Raw genomic sequence first — 23,186 nt, forward strand, 5'->3', positions numbered from 1 at the left:
CACGCTGAAACCGCCGGGGTTATTCACGCTGCGCCCCAACAGATCCGTATGACTGTCGGCGGTGCGATAATCGATCTCGATGGGACGGTGTACCGCGGTGACGAGTTGCTGCCCGGCGCTTCCACCGGGGTCGACGCCCTCCGTGACGTCGGGCTGGATCTGCTCTTTTTCTCGAACAACCCGACCAAGGACGGCGACGAGTACGTCGAGCATCTCTCGGGGCTCGGACTCGACGTCAGACCTGGCGAGGCCTGCTCGGCGGGCGTCGCCACGACCGAGTATCTCGACGAACACCACGCCGACGATACGGTCTATCTGATCGGCTCCGAGGCGCTCGCAGACCAGCTTCGCTCGGCCGGGCTGACCATCACCGACAACCCCGACCGGACCGACGTGCTCGTCGCCTCGTGGACGCCGACGTTCGGGTACGAGGACCTCGACGACGCACTCCGTGCCGCGCCCGACGGGACGCCGTTTCTCGGCACCGACCCCGACCGGGTGTTCCCGGAAGCGAACGACCGATTCGTCCCCGGATCGGGCGCGATCATCGGGTCCGTCGCGGCCGTTCTCGGTCGCGAGCCCGATGCAATTCTTGGCAAGCCATCAGAGGCCTCGCTCTCGCTCGCGCTGGATCGGCTCGGCGTCCCCCCAGCGGAGTGTCTCGTCGTCGGTGACCGACTCGATACGGACCTCGCGATGGGTGACCGAGCCGGGATGACGACGGTGCTCGTCTGCTCGGGCGTGGCTGACCCCGAGGACATTCCCGACAGCAACGTCGACCCCGATTACGTCCTCGACGGACTCGGAGATATCGAGACAGTGCTCGACGATCTGGTCTGACGAAGATTCTGGCAGCGCCTCTCGGGAATCAGGCCGCTGTATCCTGTTCGTGACGACTTTCTATCTCGTCGAAGAGCGCTTCGACGTGCTCGCGGACGAGCTCGCGAATCTCGCGAACCCGTTCTGGAGACTCGCCGTCGGGATCCGGCAGCGCCCAGTCGCGCACGTCGGTCTCGGCGTCGAGTTCGAGCGTCGAACAGCCCATCGTCGCTACCACGTCACAGGATTCGAGTTCAGCGGTCGAAACCTCGCGGGGCACGCTGCCGGACAGGTCGATGTCGAGTTCGGCCATCGTCTCGACCACCTCGGGGTGGACCTCGTCGGCCGGATGGGTGCCGCCGGTGACGATCTCCACGTCGTCGAGTCCGCGACGCTCGCGCTCGCGCTCCGCGAAGGCCGCCGACATCTGCGACCGGCCAGCGTTTTGCACACAGACGAAGGCGAGTTTCATCCCAACTCCCCCGTCCCGAACGTCTCAGTGGTTGTCTCACGCTCGTCGAGCGGTCGCCGTCCGATGGCTGGGCACATCCTGGTCACAGCCGCAACTTGAACGGACGTCACCATCACTGTTTTGGTAGTCTCAGGACCGCTACTGCCAGAATATCGGGAGTAGATCGAAGTGCGATGTACAGCTACATTCGACTATATAGCCCTCTATTTTGCTACCGAGGGCAATATACACTTATGGGGCGAAGTATATACCAATTAGTAGCGTTCATATACGAACCGATGGGACGTGCAGGTAATGACGGACGGCAAATCCAGTCAGCGTCCGGTGCTATCGAGGCGAAAGTTCATCGCGGCGTCGGGGAGTGCGGGGGCACTCGCGCTCGCAGGCTGTACCAGTGACAGCAGCGGCGACGACGGAAGCGGCGATGACGGAAGCGGCGACGACGGTTCAGGGGAACTCTCTGGTTCGATCACCATCCGGGGGTCCAGCACCGTCTACCCGCTGATGGTCGCGATGAGCGAGGAGTTCAGCAACGACCACGATAAGGTCAACGTTGACCTCACCCCGACCGGATCGGGGGCTGGCTTCTCGAATCACTTCTGTGTCGGCGCAAGCGAGTTCAACAACGCGAGTAGACCGATCAAGGCAGAAGAGGAGCAACTCTGTGAGGACAACGACATCGACTACGTCGAACTCGTCCTTGCGACGGACGCGGTGACGGTCGTCATCAACAACGACAACGACTTCGTCGACTACCTGACCGTCGAGGAACTCGCACAGATCTGGAAGGCAGACCCCGCCCAGACGTGGAGCGAGATTCGCGACGAGTGGCCCGACGAGGAGATCAACCGGTTCGGTGCCCCGGACACATCGGGCACGTACGACTACTTCATCTCGAACGTGACAGGCGAAGAGGGTGGACACACCGACGACTACCAGGCGACCGAACAGGACAACTCGATCGCAGCGGGCGTCGCGGGCGACGAGTACGCGATCGGCTACTTCGGCTTCGCGTACTGGTACCAGAACCAGGACCAGATCACCCCCGTCCCGATCGACAACGGGGACGGTCCCGTCGAACCGAGTCTGGACACCGCGGCGAGCGGCGAGTATCAGCCCCTCTCCCGACCGCTGTTCACCTATCCCTCGGTCGGCGCGCTGGCCGAGGAGCACGTCGCGGAGTTCGCCCGCTTCGTCGTCGAACAGACCACGAACGAACAACTCGTCGCGAACGACGTCGGATACGTGCCCCTGACCGAGGACAAACAGCAAGAACAGATGGAAAAGCTTGAAGACGCAATCGAGACTGCGCAAAACTAAGCAGAGATGTCTGGGTGTACCGCCGCACAGACGGCAGCCGACGACCGCCCCGGGAGAGCGCACGACACAGGATCACCCCGTCGGGGTGATCGTGAGTGAGCGACGCCGCAGAAACGCCGGATCTCGGGCGGACGAACCGCCTGAAGCAGATCAAGGAGAGCACGTACGGCGGTCTGTTTGCCATCTGTGCAGTGATCACCCTGTTGACGACGGTCGGTATCTTCGCAACGTTGCTCGCAGATGCGGTCGCCTTCTTCTCGGAAGTTCCATTTGCTGACTTTTTCTTCGGGACGGACTGGAGTCCGAGTCCGGCTGGCGGAGGGTTCGAATGGGGGATTGTCCCACTGGTCATCGGGACGCTGACAGTCACGTTCACAGCAGCGTTTATCGCACTTCCCATCGGAACGCTCACCGCCATCTACCTGAGTGAGTACGCCTCACCGAATGTGCGCTCGGTGCTCAAGCCGATGCTCGAAATTCTCGCCGGTATTCCCACAGTGGTGTACGGGTACTTTGCGCTCGTGTACGTGACACCGGCGCTGCAGGCGACGCTGTTTCCCTCAATGAGTACGTTCAACGCGCTGTCGGCGTCGCTGATGATCGGCATCATGACGATCCCGATGGTGTCCTCTATCTCGGAGGACGCGATGAACGCGGTTCCGGACAGTCTCAGACAGGCGGGGTACGGCCTCGGCGCGACGAAGTTTCAGGTCTCGACCGGCGTCGTGATCCCGGCGTCGATTTCGGGGATCGTCTCCTCGTACATTCTCGCCGTCTCACGAGCTATCGGGGAGACGATGATCGTCGTCGTCGCGATGGGCGCACAGGCGCGGATGCCAACGGTCAACGAGACCGTGTTCGGGATCCCGTACTTCCATCCCGGCGAGGTCCTCCTCGATTCTGGCATGACGATCACAGTCGCGATGGTGCAGATCGCTGGTGGGGATCTCATCGGCGGAACGCTGCCCTACGACGCCATGTTCGCGCTCGGGTTGGCGCTGTTTGTGGTAACGCTCATCATGAATATCCTCAGCGACATCATCGCCGAACGCTACCGGGAGGAATACTGAGATGGCTATCGAACACGACGAGACCGACGTGGATTTCGGGACGGTGAGCAGAGTCAAAGGGCGAGTCTTCAAGGCGCTTTCCTTCGGGGCGTCGGTACTCGGGATCGTCTCGCTTGCCATCTTGCTGATCTACGTGTTCATGGACGCGTTCGACCTGACGAACGCGAGTCCCGAGTGGCTGCTGACGTACTATCTGACGCTCGTCCTGCCGCTGGTCGGTTTCTGTCTCTACAGCGCCAGCGACCGAGCGCTGACTCGACAGACCGTGCTCACACTGGGTGGCGGACTCCTCGCCACGGCAGTGCTGTTTACCGGCTTCGAACAGCTGATCCGGCCGATCCCCGCACTCACGTGGCAACTCGCGTATCTGTTTCTCGTCGTCGTCCCCGTCACGGGGTACGTGATCTTCCTCGGTAGCAGAGAGCCAATCGGACGAACCGGGTTCGGCCTGATCGGTCGGCTTCTCGGAGGGGGGGCGCTGGGGATCGCGCTCAGTATTCTCTTCATCGTCTTCGACCCGCTGCTGTGGTTTTTCGCGTACACGCTCGGTGTCGTTCCGGCAGTCGCAGTGTACGCCGCCAGTCGCTCCCGTCCGTCGCTTTCGACGTTCGTCGTGCCGGTCGGTATCGCTGGCGTCATCGTCGGAACGCTGATCCAGCCCGTTGTCAGCGTCTATCCCACGGCCGATATCATCTTCATCTGGACGTTCGCGGTTCCGCTCGCGGTGACCGCGGCTGGACTCATGTACGCGCGTGACAGTCACCGGGGCGCGGTCGCAGTCGCGGGCGGCGTCCCACTGGTAGCAGGTGCTGTTGGATTGGCCGTCGGCGACACCGTGCTTCCGTCCGGGACAACGGTCGTTCTCCTCGCAGTTCCGGCCACTGTCGTCACCATGTACGTCTCCCGCGTCGTCGAGTCTCGCGAGGGAACACCCGGACTGGCGTTGCCCGTCATCATCGTTGCCGGAACCCTCGCCGGGGCGTTCCTCGTGAACACCTTCGGGTTCAGCGCGCCGGACTCGTGGCTCAACCTCTCCTACGTGACGAGTGTCCACTCACAGACCGCCGTCGATGCGGGGCTGTACCCCGCAATCGTCGGCTCGGTCATCATCATCGCGCTCGTGGCGGTCATCTCCTTTATCCTCGGCGTCGGGACGGCCGTTCTCCTCGAAGAGTACACCTCGGACACCGGTTGGGTCGGACGCATCACGCGGCTCATTCAGATCAATATCGCGAATCTTGCGGCCGTTCCTTCGGTCGTGTACGGCCTGCTCGGGCTTGCGCTATTTGCGAACCTCCTCGGATTCGGCTACGGGACGGCCGTGACGGCCTCGCTGACGCTCTCTCTGCTCATTCTTCCGATCACAATCATCTCCGCACAGGAAGCCATTCGCGCGGTTCCCGACGAAATGCGCCGTGGCTCTGACGCGATGGGCGCGACCCGCTGGCAGACGACGAAAAACGTCGTGCTGCCACAGGCGTTCCCGGGCATTCTGACCGGGATTATCCTCGCGCTCGGTCGGGCCATCGGTGAAACCGCACCGCTTATCATGATCGGGGCTGCGTCGACTGTCTTCAGCGCGCCGAACAGTCTCTGGAGCACGTTCAGTGCGATGCCGATGCAGATCTATGCGTGGTCAGATTACTTCCAGCCGGAGTTCCGCTACGGCGTCGTCGCCGCAGGCGTCGTGACGCTTTTGATCGTCCTCTTAGGCATGAACGCGACGGCGATCATCCTCCGAAATCGTGCGGAAAACGACGTCTAAACGGCGAAACCACGATTACTGCAAAGAAGTTCTCTGTTCAGGCCTCGATGCCGAGCGCTGCGAGTTCCGCACTCGAATACTCCGCGCGAAGTTCCGATTCGGTGTGCGCTTCGAGTACTTCTGCTCGTTCCGCCTCGCTCAGTTCCTCGACGGACGTGAAGCAGTGACACATGACACGTGAAAGATAGACACTGAGACACATAAGCGCTGTTACGACCGACCGATCTGATAAACTCAAAATACCGGTAAAGTTCTCCCGACTCCAACCTTTTTTCACGCCGGTCGCCAATAAGGCGGTATGGTTGACCACGACGACCTGCGCCAACAGTTCATCGACGCGTTCGAGGGAGCAGACTATCCGATCAACAGCCCCATGGACCTCGTTCCGGCGCTGCCACAGGGTCCCTCGACGAAGTTCGAGTCCGGGGACTTCTCGATGACAGCGATGGAGCTCAACACCAAACTCAGCGGTGACTTCCCCTACGAGAGCGTCGACGCCTTCGTCGACGACGTGATGGACGAACTCGAAGAACAGGGCCTTATCTGATACTGTCGGCTGTAAGTGCGTACAAATATTCGCCACCCTGGGTGGCGAATTATTTTCGAGATGTTACAGCCGACAGTATGAGCCGCACGGCGCTCGTCTCTTGCGTTCTCGCTGACTTCTAGTGACTTCGCTACGGAGAGAGTCGCTGGCGGTCTCGCGGGAACACCGGAAGACTCGCTTCGCTCGACTTCCGAACACTCGTTCGACAGACGACGCCGTCGCCTACGGCGACAGTCGCTGCCGGTCTCGCGGGAACAGCACGGCTTCGCGGATGTTGTCCAGCCCGAGCATCGTCATCACGAGTCGCTCCGCGCCCAGTCCCCAGCCAGCGTGTGGCGGCATGCCGTAACGGAACATCTTCGTGTAGTACTCGAACGCCTCGGGTTCCAGTCCCTGCTGCTCGAAGCCCTCGATCAGGCGGTCGTGGCGGTGTTCGCGCTGCCCGCCCGAGACGAGTTCCAGTCGCGGGTGCATCAGGTCGAAGCCGGTCGAAAGCTCCTCGTCGTCGTCGTGGTCTTTGATGTAGAAGGGTTTGATCTCACTTGGCCACTCGGTGACGAAGTAGTGGCTGCCGACATCGTCACCGAGCGCCCGCTCGGCTTCCGTCGAGAGGTCGTCACCCCAGAATAGCTGTTCGTCGAGTTCGCCCGTCGCGTTGACTCGCTCGATAGCCTCCTCGTAGGTGATCCGCGGGAACCGCTCGGTCGGAACCTCGAACTCCTCGTCCAGTCCGAGTGCTTCCAGAGCACCCTGACAGTTCTCCGCGACGCCGCCGTAGGCCGCACGGACAATATTCTCGCAGGCGTCCATCGCCCCCTGTTCGTCGGTGAATGCGGCCTCGAAGTCGATGCTCGTCGCCTCGTTGAGATGCCGGGGCGTGTTGTGCTCCTCGGCGCGGAAGATCGGTCCAATCTCGAAGACGCGCTCCAGACCAGAGCCGACCATCAGCTGTTTGAACAGTTGCGGGCTCTGGTTCATGAAGGCCTCGCGGCCGAAGTACGTGACCGGGAACAGTTCCGTCCCGCCCTCGGTTCCGGTCGCGACGATTTTCGGCGTGTTGATCTCCGTACAGCCGAGCGACCGAAACGCCTCGCGAACTGACTGGAGCATCTCGGCGCGAATCTCGAAGATGGCCTTGACTTCGTCCTTGCGCAAGTCGAGTGTTCGGTTGTCCAGCCGCGTCGAAAGGTCGGCCTCAACCTTCCCCGACGGGTCCAGCGGCAACTCGGGGTCGGCTTCGGCGATGACCTCCACCTCGTCGGGAACGAGTTCGACGCCCGTCGGCGCGCGCTCCTCGGTTTCGACATCGCCAGTCACGGCGATAACGCTCTCGCGGTGGACGCTCAATCCTGTCTCGACCAGGTCGTCGTCCATCTCCTCTTTCTCGAATTTGATCTGTATCTTTCCACTTCCGTCTCGCAGAATGAGGAAAGCGATACCACCCAGGTCGCGGATTTCGTGCACCCAGCCAGCGACCCTGACGGTCTCTCCGGGGGTCGCCGCCGCCGCGTGTGTCCGTGTGTCCATAGGGTCAGTTCCGCTCGGCCTGACTTAAATTCGGTCTTTCGACCTGACTGTCGGATACTGAGGCTCGAGGGAGCTGTCCCGAGAACGCCCGAGCGTCCGGGACAGGTCCCAAAGACCTATCAGACCGTGCCTGGACAACCGAGTATGACGGTCTGCTTCCGCTGCTCCCTCGGTGGATGAGGTGGCTCGGGGTGGCCGCCATCACCGGATTTCTGTTCTACACCTCTGTCGTCACGACCCCTCCGGAAGTCGCGGTTCAACAGGGCGGGCAGGACGTATTCAGGAATCTGGCGGACATCACCGGGTTCGCCCAGGCGCAGTGGCGACATTTCCTCGCATACGGGGTGCTTTCCTGTGCACTCGCCTACGCAACTGACCACTGGGGGATGACACTGTGGTCCCGTGCGCTGGTCGTGATCGCCCTCGCCGCGCTGTACGGACTCGGGATCGAACTGATACAGCCGTTTGCACAGCGAACCTTCGACGTCAGAGATATCGCCGCGAACACGCTCGGAGCCATGCTCGTTCTCCCGTGGTTTCTCCTCCGACAGTTCATCGAATTGCGCTCTCTCGGGGATCTGATCTGAACTCAGAGTTCAGAGACGCGAATCAAGCGTTCACAGATGATAGGAGACGAGTTGGCGATGTCCTCTGCGCAGTCGCTCCGAGGCGGCCTGACTGGAGATGCCGAGTTCGTCAGCGACATCGTCGAGCGTCCCCTTTCGGGGGATCTCGAAGTACCCCTTGTCGAGTGCCACCTTCAGGACCGCTCGTTGCTGTTCACTGAGTTCGATACCAGTCCCATTTCGGCCCGTGTCCGAGAAGACACTCTCCAACCGATACTCGACCCCGTTCGTGTCGAACCAGTCGCGAACGGCCGAGAGTTCCTCCCTGTCGGGAAGTCGAATCGTGCATCGCCACCAGCCGTCTCTGTACTCTTTCGTGCAGAGTTCCGCACCGGCGTCGACCCACAGCCGGTACGTGTTCTGCTCTGTATTTCTGACGCGGATCCGGTACAACGTCTGTATCTCCGTTTCTGTGTATCGAACGAACTCTGAAACGGTGCTATCTGCGTTCAGCGCCGAGTCAATCTGGTCGTGCTCCACTCCATGTATCCATACCCACAGATGAAACTGGTCCGGACTCGTCCCCATCATCTGAATTACCTCCAGCTCCACGTCGGGCACGTCGTTCACCGTCTCTGCAAGAACGAACCCGTCGGGTCGATAGTTGAACTGCGCGAGAACACCCATGCATACGAAAGTACAGCCCGATCGGGTATTAACTGGAAGCCTGATATATCAAACCAGTGGAGGAACACCCACAAGACTGCACAGATCTGCACGTGGGTCACGCCGTCATCTGTCCGATCAGGACGCAAGTTGTCCCTGCCACTCACGGAGTCGGTCAGGAGTGACACCCTGAATGTTCTGCGCGACTGTGTCCGGGTCTGCGTTGTCGAGGTCGTCCGGCGACTCGATCCCCGCATCCTGAAGCTTCGTAGCGGTTTTCGCACCGATCCCATCGATATCTTCGAGCGTCTCGACCGCCTGCTCGGCCTGATACTCCTCGTAGTTGCATATCGGACAGCCGAGTTCCCAGGGATCATCGCCGTCGAGAATCCGTAATTCGGGCAGGTCGTGCTCGTCACAGTGCTCGTCGGTCACTTCGATATCTCCGCGACGGGGCAGTGGCAACGAGTACTCACAGTCGGGATAGCGGGTACAGCCGACCAGCCGCGACCCGGAACGAAGCTGTTTGATCGCCAGTTCGCCGCCCTCGCTGTCGCCGCACTCGGGACAGGGGCCGATGACGGTGTCCTCAGTCTCGTCGGCCTCGTCGGCCGCACACAGCGGACAGCCGTGGACGAAGGTGTCTCGCCCGGCGAGCATCTTCACGTGATGAGTGTCGTGTTCCTCGCAAATATCTTCGAGAACGAGCGGTTCGCCGGTGCTCGGAAGCGGGAGCGTAAATCGACACTCCGGAAAGCCGTCACAGCCGACGAAATAGGACCCCTGGTTGCTCTGTCGCACCAGCAGATCCTCGCCACACTCGGGACAGGGGCCGAGTCGTCGGTCGGCCTTTAGCGACTCACGCAGGTGTTCACCGATCTCCTCGTGGGAGTCGCGCAGCTCCGCGAAGACCTGTTCGAGCATCTCCCGGGACTCCTCGGTGACATCTTCGAGCGTGGCCTCGCCCTCCGCGATTGCGGCCATATCCTGCTCTAGCTGGGCGGTCATCTCCTCGCTGACGACCATCTCGGCGAACTGCTCTGCGGCGTCGACGACGGCCTCTGCGAGGGCGGTCGGCCGCGGCGGGTCGTCCTCCAGATACCCACGGTCGTAGAGTTTCTCGATTGTGTGATGGCGCGTCGATTTCGTCCCGATGCCCATCTTCTCCAGTTTCTGGATCAGCCGCGACTGGCCGTAGCGTCGCGGTGGCTGAGTCTCCTTCTCTTCGAGTTCGACCTCGCGTATCGAGAGCCGTTCGCCCTCGGTGACATCAGGGACGTGGTTCTCGCTCGCGCTCCCGTAGGGATAGACGGCGTGATACCCCGGCGAGACGAGTCGTTTCCCGTTTGCCTTGAGCGAGCAACCGCCCGCCTCCGCAACGACACGCAGGTGCTCCCACGTCGCGGGTTCGGCAACCGTCGCGAAAAAGCGCCTGACGACGAGTTCGTAGACCCGGCGTTCGTCCTCGTCGAGGTCGCCCCACGCTGGCAGTTCACCGGTCGGGTGGATCGGCGGGTGGTCGGTGGTCTCCTCGTCGCCGCGCGTGGGCGTCAGTTCGTCTTGGTCGAGCAGCGTCTGTGCATCCTCACGGAAGTCGTCGTCGTCGAGAAACGCCTCGACGAGTTCCTCGGGGTCCAGATCCTCGGGGTAGACAGTGTTGTCCGTCCGCGGGTAGGTGATGTAGCCAGCGGTGTACAGGTCCTCGGCGAGCGACATCGCCCGCTGGGCGGAGTAGCCGAGCGACCCCGCCGCGCTGATAAACGCCGTCGTGTTGAACGGGTCCGGCGGGCTATCGGTCCGGGTTCGACGAGAAACGGAGATGACCTCTGCGGTCTCTGCGCTCGCGAGTCGCTCGTGGGCCTGCTCGGCGTCAGCTTCCGACCAGACGCGTTCGGCCTCTGTGCCGTCGTCGTCGTAGAAGTACTGTGCCTCGAAGCCATCGCCGTTTTTCGAGAGGTCGGCGAACAGTTCCCAGTACGTCTCGGGGTCGAAGGCCTCGATTTCGCGCTCGCGGTCGACGATGAGTTTCAGCGTCGGCGACTGCACACGGCCGACGGAGATGAAGTCCTGTCCGAGTTGACCGGCAGAAAGCGAGAGAAAGCGAGTCAGCGCTGCGCCCCAGACCAGGTCGATGATCTGCCGCGCCTCCCCGGCCGCCGCGAGGTCGAAATCGAGTTCGTCTGGGTCGGCGAAGGCCTCTCTGACCTCTGTGTCGGTGATCGACGAGAAGCGCACGCGCTCGATGGAGCCATCGGCTCGATTCTCGACGAGTTCGTAGGCCTCCTTGCCGATGAGTTCCCCCTCGCGGTCGTAGTCGGTCGCGATCACCACGGAGTCGGCCCGGTCCGCTAACTCCTCGACCGTTCGGACGATGTTTTCCCGAGTTGGCGTCGTCTCGATGGGCGCGTCGACGAGTTCGACCGGTTCGACGTCCCGCCAGTTCTCGTACTCGGATGGGAAGTCCAGCCCGACCACGTGCCCAGACAGTCCGACGACGCGGGTCCCGCCCCACCGGTAGACGTTCACCCCGTTCTCGCGCTCGACCGTCGCCGAACCCTCGCTGAGTATCTCTGCGATCCGACGGGCCGCATTTTCCTTCTCTGTAATTATGAGTTTCACCAGAAGATCACCTGTTCAGTTACAGTAATATACGGCGCAAGCCTGTCTAAAGTCTTTCGAGAAAACGCAATACAGCGCGGGTGCGCGCGTGTAGCGATCCGATTCGATAGACAGCGTTCGGTCGTGGCTGACGGCGCTCGACGAATGTTCCGCGGGAGCAATACGACTCGAACAGTGAGAATGCTTATCACTATGGCTGTTCAATCCGGTCATATGGCTCTCGAAGAACCAGACTCCCGATCTGCTGCCGAGATTCTGGCCGAGGAGACTGGTCGAGATATTTCCGAGTTCCAGGTTCCGGAGGAGATGGATATTCCGGAACTCGAAGAACTCGAGGAACACGACGCCAAAGAGTTTTACTCGGAGGAGTAGTCCCGCCACGGCCCGTACAGCCCGTGCCAGCGTTCGAACTGTTCGAGTAGCTGATCCGCATTCTGCTCGAAGAACTGGTCACAGAAATTCAGCGCTGTCGTCGGTGACACTGGTGGGAATCCGGTCTTACCTTGTACTTTTCACCGTCTTTGTAGACATCAAGATGGAGTCCATCCATGCGAATATCGTGACCACGATCGGGATCGGCGTTATGATCGAACCGCGCAACGTCGCGCCAATCAGACTCAGTTCCGCCCGCTGGCGTAGCTGCAACGTTATACTCCAACTGGGAAACAAAATAGCGCACCTCCCCACGGACAATCTCGCGTTCACGTCGAACGCGCGCATAGGGCCAGCGAATCCAGAGCGGGGCTATCTCTCTCATCTGCGTCTGACTGGGACGTGGCGACTTACTCCTCCAGTCGCTCCCGGAGCAGTTGGTTCACGTCGCCGGGGTCTGCGCTGCCGCCGGTTTCCTGCATCACCTGGCCCACGAGGAAGTTGAGCGCGCCCTCCTCGCCGCTGTGGTAATCCTCGACTGCGTCGGGATTGTCCGCGATGGCGCGGTCGACGGCCTGCGTGAGTTCGCCGCCGCCAGTCTTGCCGAGTCCCTCCCGATCGACGATAGTGTCGGGGTCGTCCTCGTCGTCGAGCATCGAGCGTAGCACAGTTTCGCGGGCGTTTTTCGCCGTTATCTCGTCGTCTGCCACCAGTTCGACGAGACGTTCCACCTCGTCGAGACGGCCCTCGACGTCCGTAATCTCCATGTCGCGGTAGTTGAGTTCACCGAGCAACTCGTCTGCGACCCACGTCGCTGCCAGTCCCGGGTCGAACGTGTCGGCGATCCGTTCGTAGAAGTCCGCGACTGCGCGGGAACTCGTGAGTTTGTCCGCGGCCTCCGCGCTCAGGTCGTACTCCTCGCGAAACCGCTCCCTGCGTGCATCGGGCAGTTCCGGGATGTCGAGGGTCTCCTTCCAGTCTGCGACGGCGAGCGGCGGCAGGTCGGCCTCGCGGAAGTACCGATAATCTTTCTCGGCTTCCTTCGAGCGCATCGAGACGGTGATCCCGCGGGATTCGTCCCAGTGGCGGGTCTCCTGTTCGACCGCTCGGCCGCGCTGGATAGCGTTTTTCTGCCGCTGGGCTTCGTAGGAGAGGGCTTTCTCCGCGCCCTTGTGACTGGAAATGTTCTTGACCTCAGTTCGGTTTGCACCTTCGAGTACATCCTCGTCGATTGCGCCCTCGTCGCTCACTTCCTCGGCATCAACCACGGAGAGGTTAGCGTCGATGCGCAGACTGCCGTCCCTGCCGGGGTCGAACACGCCCAGGTATTCGAGTACCTCTTCGAGTTTCGCGAGGAAGGCACGCACCTCCTCGCTGCCCCGGAAGTCCGGTTCTGTGACGATCTCGAGCAGGGGGGTTCCCGCCCGGTTGTAGTCGACCAACGTGTACTCGGCGGTGTCGATGGATCCGCCCTTGTGTTTGAGACTGCCCGGGTCCTCTTCGAGGTGTGCTCGCCTGATGTCGACGGTCCGGTGCTCGTCACCGACCGTGATTTCGAGTTTCCCGTCCTGACAGATGGGCGCGTCGTACTGGGATATCTGGAAGTTCTTCGGCAGGTCGGGGTAGTAGTAGTTCTTCCGGTGAAAGCGGGTTCGCTCGGGAATCGTCGCGTCGATGGCCTTGCCGACCTTGACGGCGGCCTCGACTGCTGCCTCGTTGACGACCGGCAGCGCCCCTGGCAGCCCTAGACAGACCGGACAGGTGCGGCTGTTTGGCTCCGCGGCCGGTTCGGTCGAACAGCCACAGAATATCTTGGTCTCGGTTTCGAGCTGGACGTGAACCTCCAGCCCGATGACCACCGCGAGGTCGTCTTGGCCCTGTACCTGACTCATTACCCGCGGTTCGGGAGCGCTCGGCTAAAACCTGACGACCCCCGGCTGTGGCGATGTGTGCGGAAGCATTCACAACCGACCCGCAGAACTGCCGCTCGAACGGCCGTCTCGACAAAAATAGACGGGGCGCGGGCGCAGTTCAGGTGGATGCGTGACCACGCGTCCAGCCGGGATCGTGGCCGGTGCGGTCGATGAGGTCAGACCGACACGCCGGGCAGTAGTCAGGGATGACGGATTCGCTTCGGGGAACGTACACCGCGCCGCCGCACTTCACGCACGCATTCTCGACGATGGTCGCACAGTCCGCGCACACGTTGAAGTCGTCGGCCGTGAGTTCGCGCAGGGGTTCGAGCTGTTTGTCCAGGAGATACTCGTCGATGACCGTCTGGCAGCTGTGGCACGGTTTCATAGCGGTGCACGTTACACCTCGTGACCGCCTCGGAAATACCTGCCCCCGAAAACGGACTGACCAGTGGCATCCGAACGCACTTCTCTCGACTGCCGTCCGATGAGCGTCGGAAAACGGGAGTCATGGTACCTCGACTCTCGGAAGTGTTATCCCCGGAGCGGGTCTCTGTCTGGTTGTAATGGCAAACGGTACGGTTGACTTCTTCAACGACACAGGCGGTTACGGTTTCATTTCGACAGACAGCGACGAAGTAGACGACGATGAGGACGTGTTCTTCCACATGGAGGACGTCGGCGGCCCGGACCTCGAAGAGGGGCAGGACGTCGAGTTCGACATCGAATCATCCCCGAAGGGACCCCGCGCGACGAACCTCGTCCGCAACTAACGACGAGTGCTGCCCGTCGTCTGTAGCGACGGCAGCGACTTCGTTTTTCAGACAATTCCACCCGTAGCGACTGCTTTCTGGCTGCTCGCTACTGACTGTGAGAACGGTTCACCGACAGGTTCGTTCTATCGCCAACTCGATGAATGTCTGACGTACGTTTATGTAAGCGGGGAAAGACGTGATGGATATGTCCTCTGAGAGAGTTGAGGAACTCGAATCGCGGGTCGAAGAACTGGAAGCATCGGTCGAAGGGCTGACAGACGAACTCGTCGAGTGCAAGGTTCGCCTGCGCGAACTCGAAGACGCAGTCGACGCTGATCTCGGCTTCGTTCCGGCCTCGGAGTCAGCGCCAGCACACGAATCGGGCGACGCAGAACCGTTCGGTACGGAGGAATCTGCCGAAGCACCTAAAAGCGAGGCGGACGAGGAATCGGACAACACGGAGGAATCCGACAGCGATATCATCGTCGCGTAGGTTCCCCGCGCCCACCCAATGCACATCAAAGAGCTCGTTCTCGACAATTTCAAGAGCTTTGGCCGGAAGACGCGAATTCCCTTCTACGAAGATTTCACGACCGTCACCGGCCCGAACGGGTCGGGCAAGTCGAACGTCATCGACGCCATCCTGTTCACGCTCGGTCTCGCCCGGACCTCGGGCATCCGCGCCGAGAAGCTGACTGATCTTATTTACAACCCCGGCCACCAAGACGGCGAGTCATTTCAGGGCGAGCGCGAGGCCGCAGTCGAGGTGATCCTCGACAACACGGACCGGACGCTCGCGCGGTCGCAGGTGGTCAACGCCGCCGGAACCGAGGACGTGGGTGACATCGACGAGATAACGATCAAGCGCCGCGTCAAGGAGACTGAGGAGAACTACTACTCGTACTACTACATCAACGGGCGGTCTGTGAATCTCTCTGATATTCAGGACCTGCTCGCGCAGGCGGGCGTCGCCCCAGAAGGCTACAACGTAGTCATGCAGGGCGACGTGACCGAAATCATCAACATGACCGCTGGCACCCGCCGGGAGATAATCGACGAAATCGCGGGCGTCGCGGAGTTCGACGCGAAAAAGGAGGACGCCTTCGAGGAACTGGACGTCGTCGAGGAGCGCATCGACGAGGCCGAACTCCGAATCGAGGAAAAGGAGACGCGCCTCAACCAGCTCGCGGACGAACGGGACACAGCCCTGCAGTATCAGGACCTCCGCGAGGAGAAAGAAACCTACGAGGGGTACCAGCAGGCCGCCGAACTCGAAGAGAAACGCGAGACCCTCGACGACGTGCGGGCGAACATCGCAGACCTCGAAACCGACCTCGAAGACCGACAGTCCGCCCTCGACGAACGGCAGGGCGAACTGATGCGACTGGAGTCGGAACTCGAAGAACTCAACGCAGAAATCGAGCGAAAGGGCGAGGACGAACAGCTCCAGATCAAACGGGAGATAGAGGAGATCAAAGGCGACATCTCCCGGCTCGAAGACAAGATCGAAACCGCAACCGAGCGCGTCGAGTCGGCCGAGAACGAACGACGGCAGGCGTTTGTCGAGATCGACCGCAAGCAGGAGACGATAGACAACCTCGAAGGCGAGATCCGCGATCTGAAAGTCGAGAAATCCTCCATCGCGGCCGACATTCAGGAGAAAGAGGAGGCCCTCGAAGAGGTCGAAGCCCGAATCGACGAGGTCGGTGAGCAGTTCGAGGAGGTCAAGGACCGCCTCGACACCTACCGGTCACAGCTAGAGGCGCACAAATCCGAGAAGAACGACCTCCAGCGCGAGCAGGACCGACTGCTCGACGAGGCGCGTCGCCGCTCGAACGAACAGCGCGAGAAACGCGAAGCCATCGAGGACGCCGAGGAGTCAATCGCAGAACTCGAATCACAGATCGAAGACTTCGAGACGGAACTCGAGAAGGCCACGGAGAACCGCGAGACGATAGCCGAAGTCGTCGACGACCTGCGTGGTGAGCGAAGCGACCTGCAGGCGGAACTCGACGACATCGAGGACGAGATAAACGCCGCCCAGCAGGAGTACGCAGAACTCGAAGCCAAGGCCGGGCAGAACGGTGACTCCTCGTACGGCCGCGCGGTGACGACCATCCTGAACGCGGACATCGACGGCGTCCACGGCACCGTCGCCCAACTCGGAAGCGTCCCGGACCGGCACGCGACTGCCTGTGAGACAGCGGCGGGCGGACGGCTGGCGAACGTCGTCGTCGACGACGACCGGGTGGGCCAGCGCTGTATCGACTACCTGAAATCGCGCTCGGCGGGGCGTGGAACCTTCCTGCCGCTGACGGAGATGAGCCAGCGCCGGTTGCCATCGGTCCCCGACCGCGAGGGCGTGGTCGACTTCGCGTACAACCTCGTCGACTTCGACAGCCAGTACGCGGGCATCTTCTCGTACGTACTCGGCGACACGCTCGTCGTGGAGGACATCGAGACGGCGCGGGACCTGATGGGCGAGTTCCGTCTGGTCACGCTCGACGGCGACCTGGTGGAGAAGTCAGGAGCGATGACCGGCGGATCCAAGAGTGGGTCGCGGTACTCCTTCGAGGGGAGCGCAGGCAAACTCGAACGGGTCGCGGCACGGATCGACGAACTCGAAAGCGAGCGCCAGTCCGTTCGCGAGGAGTTGCGCGACGTCGAGGACCGACTCGAAAGCGCCCGCGACAAGGAGGCAGACGCCGCCGAAGAGGTGCGCGACATCGAGACGGAAATCGAGAAACGCGAGAGCGAAATCGAGGAACGGAACGAGCGAATCGAGACGCTCGAAGACGAACTCGACGCGATCGAAGACGAGCGCGAGGAGGTCTCGGACCGAATGGACGAGATCGAGGCCGAACTCGGCGAGAAAAACGCCGAGATCGAAGACCTCGAAGCGGAGATAGCCGAACTGGAAGCCGAAGTCGAGGATTCGGAACTGCCCGAACTCACCGAACAGGCAGAGACCATCCGCGAGGACATCGACGACCTCGAACGCAGACGCGACGAACTCGACAACCAGTTGAACGAGAAGACCCTCGAAAAGGAGTACGCCGAGGACGCGATAGAGTCGCTCCACGAAGACATCGAGGCGGCCCAGAACCGCAAGGCAGAGGCCGAGTCACAGATCGAGACGCTGGAGGAAGATATCGAGGAGAAAGAGGCCCTGCTGGAGGAGAAAGAGGCCGAAATCGAGGAACTCGAATCACAGCTCGCAGAGCTCAAAGAGGAGCGGTCGGACCTTCGCGACGACGTTACCGAGGCCCGAGAGAAGCGCGACGAAGCGAAGGAAGCCGTCCAGTCAGTCGAATCCGAGCTTTCGGACGAGCGCGAGACCGAGGACCGACTGGAGTGGGAGATCGACGAACTCGAAGCGAAGGTCGGCGAGTACGACCCCGAGGAGATACCCGACCACGAGCAGGTCGAGGCGGAACTCGACCGTCTCGAAGGCGAGATGGACGAACTCGAACCCGTCAACATGCTCGCCATCGAGGAGTACGACCGGGTGCAGGCGGAACTCGAAGAGCTACAGGAGCGCAAGGGGACGCTGGTCGAGGAAGCCGAGGGGATCCGCGACCGAATCGAGCAGTACGAGGCGCGCAAGAAGGAGACGTTCATGGACTCGTACCACGCCATCGACGAGCAGTTTCAGGACATCTTCGAGCGACTCTCGAACGGAACCGGTCGCCTCCACCTCGAAGACGAGGAGGACCCCTTCGAGGGCGGGCTGACGATGAAAGCCCAACCCGGCGACAAGCCGATCCAGCGGCTGGCGGCGATGAGCGGCGGTGAGAAGTCACTAACTGCGCTCGCCTTCATCTTCGCTATCCAGCGGCACAACCCCGCCCCGTTCTACGCGCTCGACGAGGTGGACGCCTTCCTGGACGCGGCAAACGCGGACCTAGTCGGCGAGATGGTCGACGAACTCGCTGGCGACGCGCAGTTCGTCGTCGTCTCGCACCGCTCGGCCATGCTCGACCGGTCGGAACGCGCCATCGGCGTCACGATGCAGGACGACAACGTCTCGGCAGTGACCGGCATCGATCTGACGGGCGACATGGAGGTGCCCGCTGATGATTGATCGGGGACAACTGACACGCGACAGGGGGGCCGACGATGGCTGAGGAGGACATTCCCCTGGATATCACCGGCCACGAGTCCCGGGAACGGCCGTCCGAGGCCGAGGACGACGCGGAGTCAGAGCTGGCCAAGACGAACGGAGATGCCAGCGGAGCAGAGACGCTGGCAGAGTTCGAAAGCGAGAGCGGAGACCAGAACGGGGACAGTTCGGCAGAGGGCAAAGACGAACAGGGAGAAGACGAAGACGAGGCGGGAGAGGTCGAACCGGTCGAGGTGCTCGTCGGCCTCGCAGAGGACGGCGAAATCGACCCGTGGGACATCGACATCGTCGACGTGACCGACAAGTTCCTCGACCGCCTCGACGAGGCGGACCTGCGAACGTCCGGGCGTGCGCTCTTCTACGCCAGCGTTCTCCTGCGGATGAAAGGCGACGCGATGCTCTCCGAGAACGAGGAGACGGAACCGGAGCCAGAACCGTGGGAGGCGGCGATTGCGGAGGGGGAGCCGATCGAGGAACCGGACCCCTTCAGTGCGCTCGAACAGGAGATGGATCGTCGACTCGAACGGAAGCGCGCTCGCGGCACGCCGCAAACGCTCGACGAACTCGTTCGGGACCTGCGTGAGGCCGAGCGGGACAACTGGTGGAAGGAGTCCCGCGAGTACGACACGAGCGACTCACCGAGCGCGTACAGTCGGGGCACTCGCGAGATGGATTACCGCTCCGACGACCAGTTCCGGATGGACGACGAACCGACCGCACAGGAGGTGACCGGCAAGACCCACGGCGAGGACATCGACGCGCTCATCGACGAGGTACACGGGGCGCTCACAGAACAGTACGACAAGGGCCGCACCGAGGTGCTGTTCGCGGAGGTCGAATCGGTCGGCGGGTCACGCGTCCAGACGTTTCTCGGCTTGCTCTTTCTCTCTCACCGCGGGCAGGTTCGCCTCCAGCAGGACGAACTCTTCGGTGACCTGTGGATCAAAGACCCCAACGCAGTCGCGGGGTCCGGCGAGGCCGTCGCGGACTGACTCGTTCGCCGTTTCGCTGGGAGTTTTGGCTCGACAGAGGATTCTTCGTTCGACGTGAAATGCTTGTTTCGCGCTGGGGGTGTCCGCTCACGAACATATCTATCTAAACGAAAGTGTTATACTATTTCACGGTGTATGGTATCTATACACATGACCCCGACGACATTCCGCGAGCGACTCGAGGAGTCAAGAGACAGGATCGACAGAGAACAGTTCGTCGAGGCGCTCGCGTACGTTCGTGACGACGGGCGCTCGCGCTAAACGGACAGTCGCGCGGAAATTCTCTGACCGACTCGCTTGAGGAGGACAGCATATATGTCGACGCCGGTCGAGCCGTTGGTATGGACACGCGAGATGTGTTGCTCGCCGACGCCTTCGCCGACGAACCGACCGGTGGCCGTCCGGTCGCCGTCCTCCCCGACGGGGACGGGCTTTCGGACGCACAGTGCAGACAGGTCGGTTCGGAACTCGGCGTCGCGAGCGTCGTGGCGCGCCGTGACGGAATCGTGGAACACGTGGGTACCAACGCGACAGGAGACGCAATCGAGGGCGCGCTCGCGGGGAGCGTGGCGCTGGCAGAGCGCGAGGAGAGTTCCGGATCCGAGTGGACGGTCGAAACGGAGCGCGGGACGCTTCGCGTCGAGCGCGAGGACGACGGGCGAACGTTCGTCGACCGGTCCTCGCTCGTCGCTGGAGAGGAGTTTACCGAACTGACGTCGTCGAACGTCGACGAATCATCGATTGCTGATGCGCTCGGCATCGACGTGGCGGCGTTGCGCGACGTGGGCGCGGATCTGCCTCTCGCGCGGGCCGACAGCGCGGGCGGGTCGCTACTCGCGCCGGTGAACTTCTTCGAGCACCTCAGTCGAGCAGACCCCGACCTCACTGCGCTGTCGACGCTGTGTGCGAACGCCGACGCCCGCCGCCTGGTCGTGTTCACCTTCGATACGCTCTCGGGTGCCGCCGACGCGCACGCGAGGGTGTTCGCACCCGCTGCTGGCGGCGAACTTCCGACCGCAGCCACACCGCTCGCTGACTGCGGTGTGTACCTCTCCAGACAGGGCGTCTTCGACGGCGAGCGGTCGGAGATCACCTTCGAGTGTGGACACGTGCTGGACCGGCCGGGAACAGTCGCAGTGCGACCGGTCGACCCGGTGCAGGTGGGTGGCCGGGCTGTCACGACGCTGGACGGAACGCTGACGATCCCCGACTCGGAGGACGAGGAGATCATCGAAGTGTAGCGCATCCGAACCGGTCGTCTCCGCCAGCGCGAACTTCAGAACCTTCTTTAGCTAGTCGGTTGGTGTTATCAATACTGAGATGCCTGTACTCTGGCTGGAAGAAGTGCGGTCGGACGATATCGACCGTGTCGGCGGGAAAGGTGCGTCGCTCGGTGAGATGACGAGTGCGGATCTGCCGGTGCCGCCCGCCTTCGTCGTCACCGCAGGAACGTACCGCACGTTCATCGAGGAGGCCGGAATCGACGAGGAGCTGTTCGAGGCCGTCGACGTCGAGACCAAAGACTCCGAGGCGCTCGCGCACGCGGCCGAGCGAGCGCAGGAACTCATCCGCGAGACGCCGTTTCCCGACGAACTCCGCGAGGAACTGCTCGGGGCGTTCGACGAACTCGGCGAGGACGCGTCGGTGGCGGTGCGGTCCTCTGCGACGGCGGAGGACCTGCCAGATGCCTCCTTCGCTGGCCAGCAGGAGACGTTTCTGAACGTCACACGGGAGAACCTGCTCGACCGGGTACGGGCGTGCTGGGCGTCGCTTTTCACCCAGCGTGCGCTGTACTATCGGCAGGAACAGGGCTTCGAGCACGACATCGTCGACATCGCGGTGGTCGTCCAGCGGATGGTCGACGCCGACAAGAGCGGCGTGATGTTCACGAGTCATCCCTCGACGGGCGCGAGCGTCGTGACCATCGAAGCGGCGTGGGGGCTCGGTGAGGCAGTCGTCTCCGGCGCGGTGACGCCGGACAACTACGTCATCGACCGGGAGAGCGGCGAACTCAAACAGGAGACCGTCGCCGAGAAGAAGGTGATGCACGTCCGCGACGAGGAAACCGGCGAGACGGTCGAGCGCGAGGTACCCGAGGAGAAACGCACAGAACGGGTGCTCTCGGACGCAGAACTGGACGAACTCGTCGAGGTAGGCGACATGATCGAGGAGTACTACGGCGACCCTCAGGACGTGGAGTGGGCAATCGTCGACGGCGAGGTGTATCTGTTGCAGTCCCGACCGATCACGACCATCGCTGAGGGAAGCGAGGAGGAAAGCGAGGAGAACACGGACGAGGAGGACGACGACCGTGAAATTTACCTGACCGGACTGGGTGCGAGTCCGGGTCGGGCGTCGGGTCCGGTTCGTACCGTCGGAAAGCTGGACGAACTCGACAAGGTCGAGGAAGGCGACATCATCGTGGCGGAGATGACAACCCCGGATATGGTGCCAGCGATGAAACGCGCCTCGGGGATCATCACCGACGAGGGCGGGATGACCTCACACGCAGCAATCGTCTCCCGCGAACTCGGCGTCCCGGCGGTCGTGGGCGCGGAGACGGCGACAGCGCGGTTGCGCGACGGGCAACTCGTAACTATCGACGGCGAGACGGGTGCGATCGAGTCGGGCGACGCAGAGACTGACGAGACAGACGAGGGCGAGGCCATCGAGCAGGCAGTGCCGGAGGGGCGCGTCCAACCGATGACAGCGACGGAGGTCAAGGTGAACGTCTCGATTCCAGATGCGGCCGCACGCGCGGCGGCGACGGGCGCTGACGGCGTCGGGCTGTTGCGCATCGAGCACATGATCCTCTCGCTGGGCAAGACGCCCGAACAGTACATCGAAGACGAGGGCGCAGACGCGTACGTCGAAGAGATCGTTTCTGGGATCCGCGAGGTTGCAGAGGCGTTCTATCCCCGACCGGTGCGCGCGCGGACGCTCGACGCGCCGACCGACGAGTTCCGACAGCTAGAGGGTGGCGAGTCCGAGCCGGTCGAGCACAACCCGATGTTGGGCTACCGTGCGATCCGCCGGAGCCTCGACCGCCCGGACGTGTTCGCACACGAACTGGAGGCGTTCCGAAAGCTCTACGAGATGGGTTACGACAACGTGGAGCTGATGTTGCCGCTGGTGACCGACGCCGAGGACGTGCTGGCGGCGAAAGAATACATGGAAGAAGCCGGGATCGACCCGGACAAGCGGTCCTGGGGCGTGATGATAGAGACGCCCGCGGCGGCGCTGTCGGCTGAAGAAATCGCCGAGGCAGGCATCGACTTCGCGAGTTTCGGGACGAACGACCTGACCCAGTACACGCTGGCGGTCGACCGGAACAACGAGCAGGTCGCAGACCGGTACGACGAGTTGCACCCAGCGGTACTGCAACTGATCGGCGAGACCATCCAGGTGTGCAACGAACACGACGTGGCGACGAGCATCTGCGGACAGGCTGGCTCGAAGCGGGAGATGGTGCGGTATCTGGTCGAGGAAGGCGTGACCTCGATCAGCGCGAACATCGACGCGGTCCACGACGTGCAAAAGCAGGTCAAGCGCGTCGAGCAACGGCTCATCCTCGACTCGATCAGGTAAGCCGGGGGATCGCTCAGCGGTTCGTCGCTGTCGAGTTCGTAACCACTAAACCGGTTCCGCCCCTGTAAATTG

At 62.2% G+C, this 23,186-nt stretch carries 22 protein-coding genes; 13 read left to right on the forward strand and 9 right to left on the reverse strand.

Annotated features, from left to right (window positions below; all coding sequences use genetic code 11):
• The first annotated feature begins 48 nt into the window (after positions 1 to 48).
• Positions 49 to 840, forward strand: a complete 792-nt coding sequence (locus ACMGFL_RS12355; protein WP_436935838.1) for an HAD-IIA family hydrolase — start codon at positions 49 to 51, stop codon at positions 838 to 840.
• Between the two features lie 28 nt (positions 841 to 868).
• Here ACMGFL_RS12355 and ACMGFL_RS12360 read toward each other — a convergent pair whose 3' ends face one another.
• On the reverse strand, positions 869 to 1,291 hold the full coding sequence (locus ACMGFL_RS12360; RefSeq protein ID WP_436935839.1) for an arsenate-mycothiol transferase ArsC: 423 nt from the start codon (positions 1,289 to 1,291) through the stop codon (positions 869 to 871).
• Between the two features lie 294 nt (positions 1,292 to 1,585).
• Here ACMGFL_RS12360 and ACMGFL_RS12365 point away from each other — a divergent pair, with 294 nt between their 5' ends.
• From ACMGFL_RS12365 to pstA, 3 genes are all read left to right on the forward strand, one after another.
• Complete coding sequence (locus ACMGFL_RS12365) at positions 1,586 to 2,611, forward strand: PstS family phosphate ABC transporter substrate-binding protein (RefSeq protein WP_436935840.1); 1,026 nt, start codon at positions 1,586 to 1,588, stop codon at positions 2,609 to 2,611.
• A 95-nt stretch (positions 2,612 to 2,706) separates the two neighbouring features.
• Positions 2,707 to 3,681: a phosphate ABC transporter permease subunit PstC gene (gene pstC, locus ACMGFL_RS12370; protein WP_436935841.1), complete on the forward strand. Its 975-nt coding sequence runs from the start codon at positions 2,707 to 2,709 to the stop codon at positions 3,679 to 3,681.
• A gap of 1 nt (position 3,682) precedes the next feature.
• Positions 3,683 to 5,446: a phosphate ABC transporter permease PstA gene (gene pstA, locus ACMGFL_RS12375; RefSeq protein ID WP_436935842.1), complete on the forward strand. Its 1,764-nt coding sequence runs from the start codon at positions 3,683 to 3,685 to the stop codon at positions 5,444 to 5,446.
• A gap of 37 nt (positions 5,447 to 5,483) precedes the next feature.
• On the opposite strand, the gene ACMGFL_RS12380 is transcribed toward pstA, so the two are convergent.
• On the reverse strand, positions 5,484 to 5,618 hold the full coding sequence (locus tag ACMGFL_RS12380) for a hypothetical protein (RefSeq protein ID WP_436935843.1): 135 nt from the start codon (positions 5,616 to 5,618) through the stop codon (positions 5,484 to 5,486).
• Between the two features lie 126 nt (positions 5,619 to 5,744).
• On the opposite strand from ACMGFL_RS12380, the gene ACMGFL_RS12385 reads away from it, so the two are divergent.
• The gene (locus ACMGFL_RS12385) at positions 5,745 to 5,993 is read left to right on the forward strand and encodes an MTH865 family protein (protein WP_436935844.1); all 249 of its coding nucleotides are present in this window, start codon (positions 5,745 to 5,747) and stop codon (positions 5,991 to 5,993) included.
• Positions 5,994 to 6,215: 222 nt separating this feature from the next.
• Here the strand turns inward: ACMGFL_RS12385 and aspS are convergent, their stop codons facing one another.
• Positions 6,216 to 7,520, reverse strand: coding sequence for an aspartate--tRNA(Asn) ligase (aspS, locus tag ACMGFL_RS12390; RefSeq protein ID WP_436935845.1), 1,305 nt, complete (start codon positions 7,518 to 7,520; stop codon positions 6,216 to 6,218).
• Positions 7,521 to 7,696: 176 nt separating this feature from the next.
• Between aspS and ACMGFL_RS12395 the strand changes: the two genes are divergently transcribed.
• On the forward strand, positions 7,697 to 8,107 hold the full coding sequence (locus ACMGFL_RS12395) for a VanZ family protein (RefSeq protein WP_436935846.1): 411 nt from the start codon (positions 7,697 to 7,699) through the stop codon (positions 8,105 to 8,107).
• Between the two features lie 30 nt (positions 8,108 to 8,137).
• Here ACMGFL_RS12395 and ACMGFL_RS12400 read toward each other — a convergent pair whose 3' ends face one another.
• Complete coding sequence (locus ACMGFL_RS12400) at positions 8,138 to 8,773, reverse strand: helix-turn-helix domain-containing protein (RefSeq protein ID WP_436935847.1); 636 nt, start codon at positions 8,771 to 8,773, stop codon at positions 8,138 to 8,140.
• 117 nt (positions 8,774 to 8,890) lie between these two features.
• A complete protein-coding gene (locus tag ACMGFL_RS12405) occupies positions 8,891 to 11,371 on the reverse strand; it encodes a DNA topoisomerase I (RefSeq protein WP_436935848.1) in 2,481 nt (826 codons plus the stop codon).
• A 213-nt stretch (positions 11,372 to 11,584) separates the two neighbouring features.
• On the opposite strand from ACMGFL_RS12405, the gene ACMGFL_RS12410 reads away from it, so the two are divergent.
• Positions 11,585 to 11,743, forward strand: coding sequence for a hypothetical protein (locus tag ACMGFL_RS12410; RefSeq protein ID WP_436935849.1), 159 nt, complete (start codon positions 11,585 to 11,587; stop codon positions 11,741 to 11,743).
• Here the strand turns inward: ACMGFL_RS12410 and ACMGFL_RS12415 are convergent.
• The 4 genes from ACMGFL_RS12415 to ACMGFL_RS12430 form a co-directional block, all read right to left on the reverse strand.
• On the reverse strand, positions 11,728 to 11,853 hold the full coding sequence (locus ACMGFL_RS12415; protein ID WP_436936467.1) for a hypothetical protein: 126 nt from the start codon (positions 11,851 to 11,853) through the stop codon (positions 11,728 to 11,730). The two genes, ACMGFL_RS12410 and ACMGFL_RS12415, sit on opposite strands and share 16 nt — an antisense overlap.
• Complete coding sequence (locus ACMGFL_RS12420; protein ID WP_436935850.1) at positions 11,832 to 12,128, reverse strand: DUF7718 family protein; 297 nt, start codon at positions 12,126 to 12,128, stop codon at positions 11,832 to 11,834. Before ACMGFL_RS12420 ends, ACMGFL_RS12415 begins: the two co-directional genes overlap by 22 nt.
• A 25-nt stretch (positions 12,129 to 12,153) precedes the next feature.
• Positions 12,154 to 13,635, reverse strand: a complete 1,482-nt coding sequence (gatB, locus tag ACMGFL_RS12425; RefSeq protein ID WP_436935851.1) for an Asp-tRNA(Asn)/Glu-tRNA(Gln) amidotransferase subunit GatB — start codon at positions 13,633 to 13,635, stop codon at positions 12,154 to 12,156.
• 139 nt (positions 13,636 to 13,774) lie between these two features.
• A complete protein-coding gene (locus ACMGFL_RS12430; protein ID WP_436935852.1) occupies positions 13,775 to 14,044 on the reverse strand; it encodes a DUF7571 family protein in 270 nt (89 codons plus the stop codon).
• 178 nt (positions 14,045 to 14,222) lie between these two features.
• Between ACMGFL_RS12430 and ACMGFL_RS12435 the strand changes: the two genes are divergently transcribed.
• The 6 genes from ACMGFL_RS12435 to ppsA all read left to right on the forward strand — a co-directional run bounded on the left by ACMGFL_RS12435 (position 14,223) and on the right by ppsA (position 23,114).
• A complete protein-coding gene (locus ACMGFL_RS12435) occupies positions 14,223 to 14,429 on the forward strand; it encodes a cold-shock protein (protein WP_436935853.1) in 207 nt (68 codons plus the stop codon).
• Between the two features lie 187 nt (positions 14,430 to 14,616).
• Positions 14,617 to 14,904: a DUF7518 family protein gene (locus ACMGFL_RS12440; RefSeq protein WP_436935854.1), complete on the forward strand. Its 288-nt coding sequence runs from the start codon at positions 14,617 to 14,619 to the stop codon at positions 14,902 to 14,904.
• Positions 14,905 to 14,922: 18 nt separating this feature from the next.
• The gene (gene smc / locus ACMGFL_RS12445; protein ID WP_436935855.1) at positions 14,923 to 18,495 is read left to right on the forward strand and encodes a chromosome segregation protein SMC; all 3,573 of its coding nucleotides are present in this window, start codon (positions 14,923 to 14,925) and stop codon (positions 18,493 to 18,495) included.
• A 35-nt stretch (positions 18,496 to 18,530) separates the two neighbouring features.
• Positions 18,531 to 19,526, forward strand: coding sequence for a segregation/condensation protein A (locus ACMGFL_RS12450; protein ID WP_436935856.1), 996 nt, complete (start codon positions 18,531 to 18,533; stop codon positions 19,524 to 19,526).
• Positions 19,527 to 19,867: 341 nt separating this feature from the next.
• Entirely contained in the window at positions 19,868 to 20,767 is a 900-nt protein-coding gene (locus ACMGFL_RS12455) for a PhzF family phenazine biosynthesis protein (RefSeq protein ID WP_436935857.1), read from the forward strand.
• Between the two features lie 79 nt (positions 20,768 to 20,846).
• Positions 20,847 to 23,114: a phosphoenolpyruvate synthase gene (gene ppsA / locus ACMGFL_RS12460; protein ID WP_436935858.1), complete on the forward strand. Its 2,268-nt coding sequence runs from the start codon at positions 20,847 to 20,849 to the stop codon at positions 23,112 to 23,114.
• The last annotated feature ends 72 nt before the right edge of the window (positions 23,115 to 23,186 follow it).

It is taken from the genome of Halovenus marina (genome assembly GCF_051414115.1).
GTDB lineage: Archaea > Halobacteriota > Halobacteria > Halobacteriales > Haloarculaceae > Halovenus > Halovenus marina.

Excerpts from the sequence above, each read along its gene's own strand:
- ACMGFL_RS12355 (WP_436935838.1), top strand. The coding sequence starts at position 49 with ATGACTGTCGGCGGTGCGATAATCGATCTCGATGGGACGGTGTACCGC.
- ACMGFL_RS12360 (WP_436935839.1), bottom strand. The coding sequence starts at position 1,291 with ATGAAACTCGCCTTCGTCTGTGTGCAAAACGCTGGCCGGTCGCAGATG.
- ACMGFL_RS12365 (WP_436935840.1), top strand. The coding sequence starts at position 1,586 with ATGACGGACGGCAAATCCAGTCAGCGTCCGGTGCTATCGAGGCGAAAG.
- pstA (WP_436935842.1), top strand. The coding sequence starts at position 3,683 with ATGGCTATCGAACACGACGAGACCGACGTGGATTTCGGGACGGTGAGC.
- ACMGFL_RS12380 (WP_436935843.1), bottom strand. The coding sequence starts at position 5,618 with ATGTGTCACTGCTTCACGTCCGTCGAGGAACTGAGCGAGGCGGAACGA.
- ACMGFL_RS12385 (WP_436935844.1), top strand. The coding sequence starts at position 5,745 with ATGGTTGACCACGACGACCTGCGCCAACAGTTCATCGACGCGTTCGAG.
- aspS (WP_436935845.1), bottom strand. The coding sequence starts at position 7,520 with ATGGACACACGGACACACGCGGCGGCGGCGACCCCCGGAGAGACCGTC.
- ACMGFL_RS12395 (WP_436935846.1), top strand. The coding sequence starts at position 7,697 with ATGAGGTGGCTCGGGGTGGCCGCCATCACCGGATTTCTGTTCTACACC.
- ACMGFL_RS12400 (WP_436935847.1), bottom strand. The coding sequence starts at position 8,773 with ATGGGTGTTCTCGCGCAGTTCAACTATCGACCCGACGGGTTCGTTCTT.
- ACMGFL_RS12410 (WP_436935849.1), top strand. The coding sequence starts at position 11,585 with ATGGCTCTCGAAGAACCAGACTCCCGATCTGCTGCCGAGATTCTGGCC.
- ACMGFL_RS12420 (WP_436935850.1), bottom strand. The coding sequence starts at position 12,128 with ATGAGAGAGATAGCCCCGCTCTGGATTCGCTGGCCCTATGCGCGCGTT.
- gatB (WP_436935851.1), bottom strand. The coding sequence starts at position 13,635 with ATGAGTCAGGTACAGGGCCAAGACGACCTCGCGGTGGTCATCGGGCTG.
- ACMGFL_RS12430 (WP_436935852.1), bottom strand. The coding sequence starts at position 14,044 with ATGAAACCGTGCCACAGCTGCCAGACGGTCATCGACGAGTATCTCCTG.
- ACMGFL_RS12435 (WP_436935853.1), top strand. The coding sequence starts at position 14,223 with ATGGCAAACGGTACGGTTGACTTCTTCAACGACACAGGCGGTTACGGT.
- ACMGFL_RS12440 (WP_436935854.1), top strand. The coding sequence starts at position 14,617 with ATGTCCTCTGAGAGAGTTGAGGAACTCGAATCGCGGGTCGAAGAACTG.
- smc (WP_436935855.1), top strand. The coding sequence starts at position 14,923 with ATGCACATCAAAGAGCTCGTTCTCGACAATTTCAAGAGCTTTGGCCGG.
- ACMGFL_RS12450 (WP_436935856.1), top strand. The coding sequence starts at position 18,531 with ATGGCTGAGGAGGACATTCCCCTGGATATCACCGGCCACGAGTCCCGG.
- ACMGFL_RS12455 (WP_436935857.1), top strand. The coding sequence starts at position 19,868 with ATGGACACGCGAGATGTGTTGCTCGCCGACGCCTTCGCCGACGAACCG.
- ppsA (WP_436935858.1), top strand. The coding sequence starts at position 20,847 with ATGCCTGTACTCTGGCTGGAAGAAGTGCGGTCGGACGATATCGACCGT.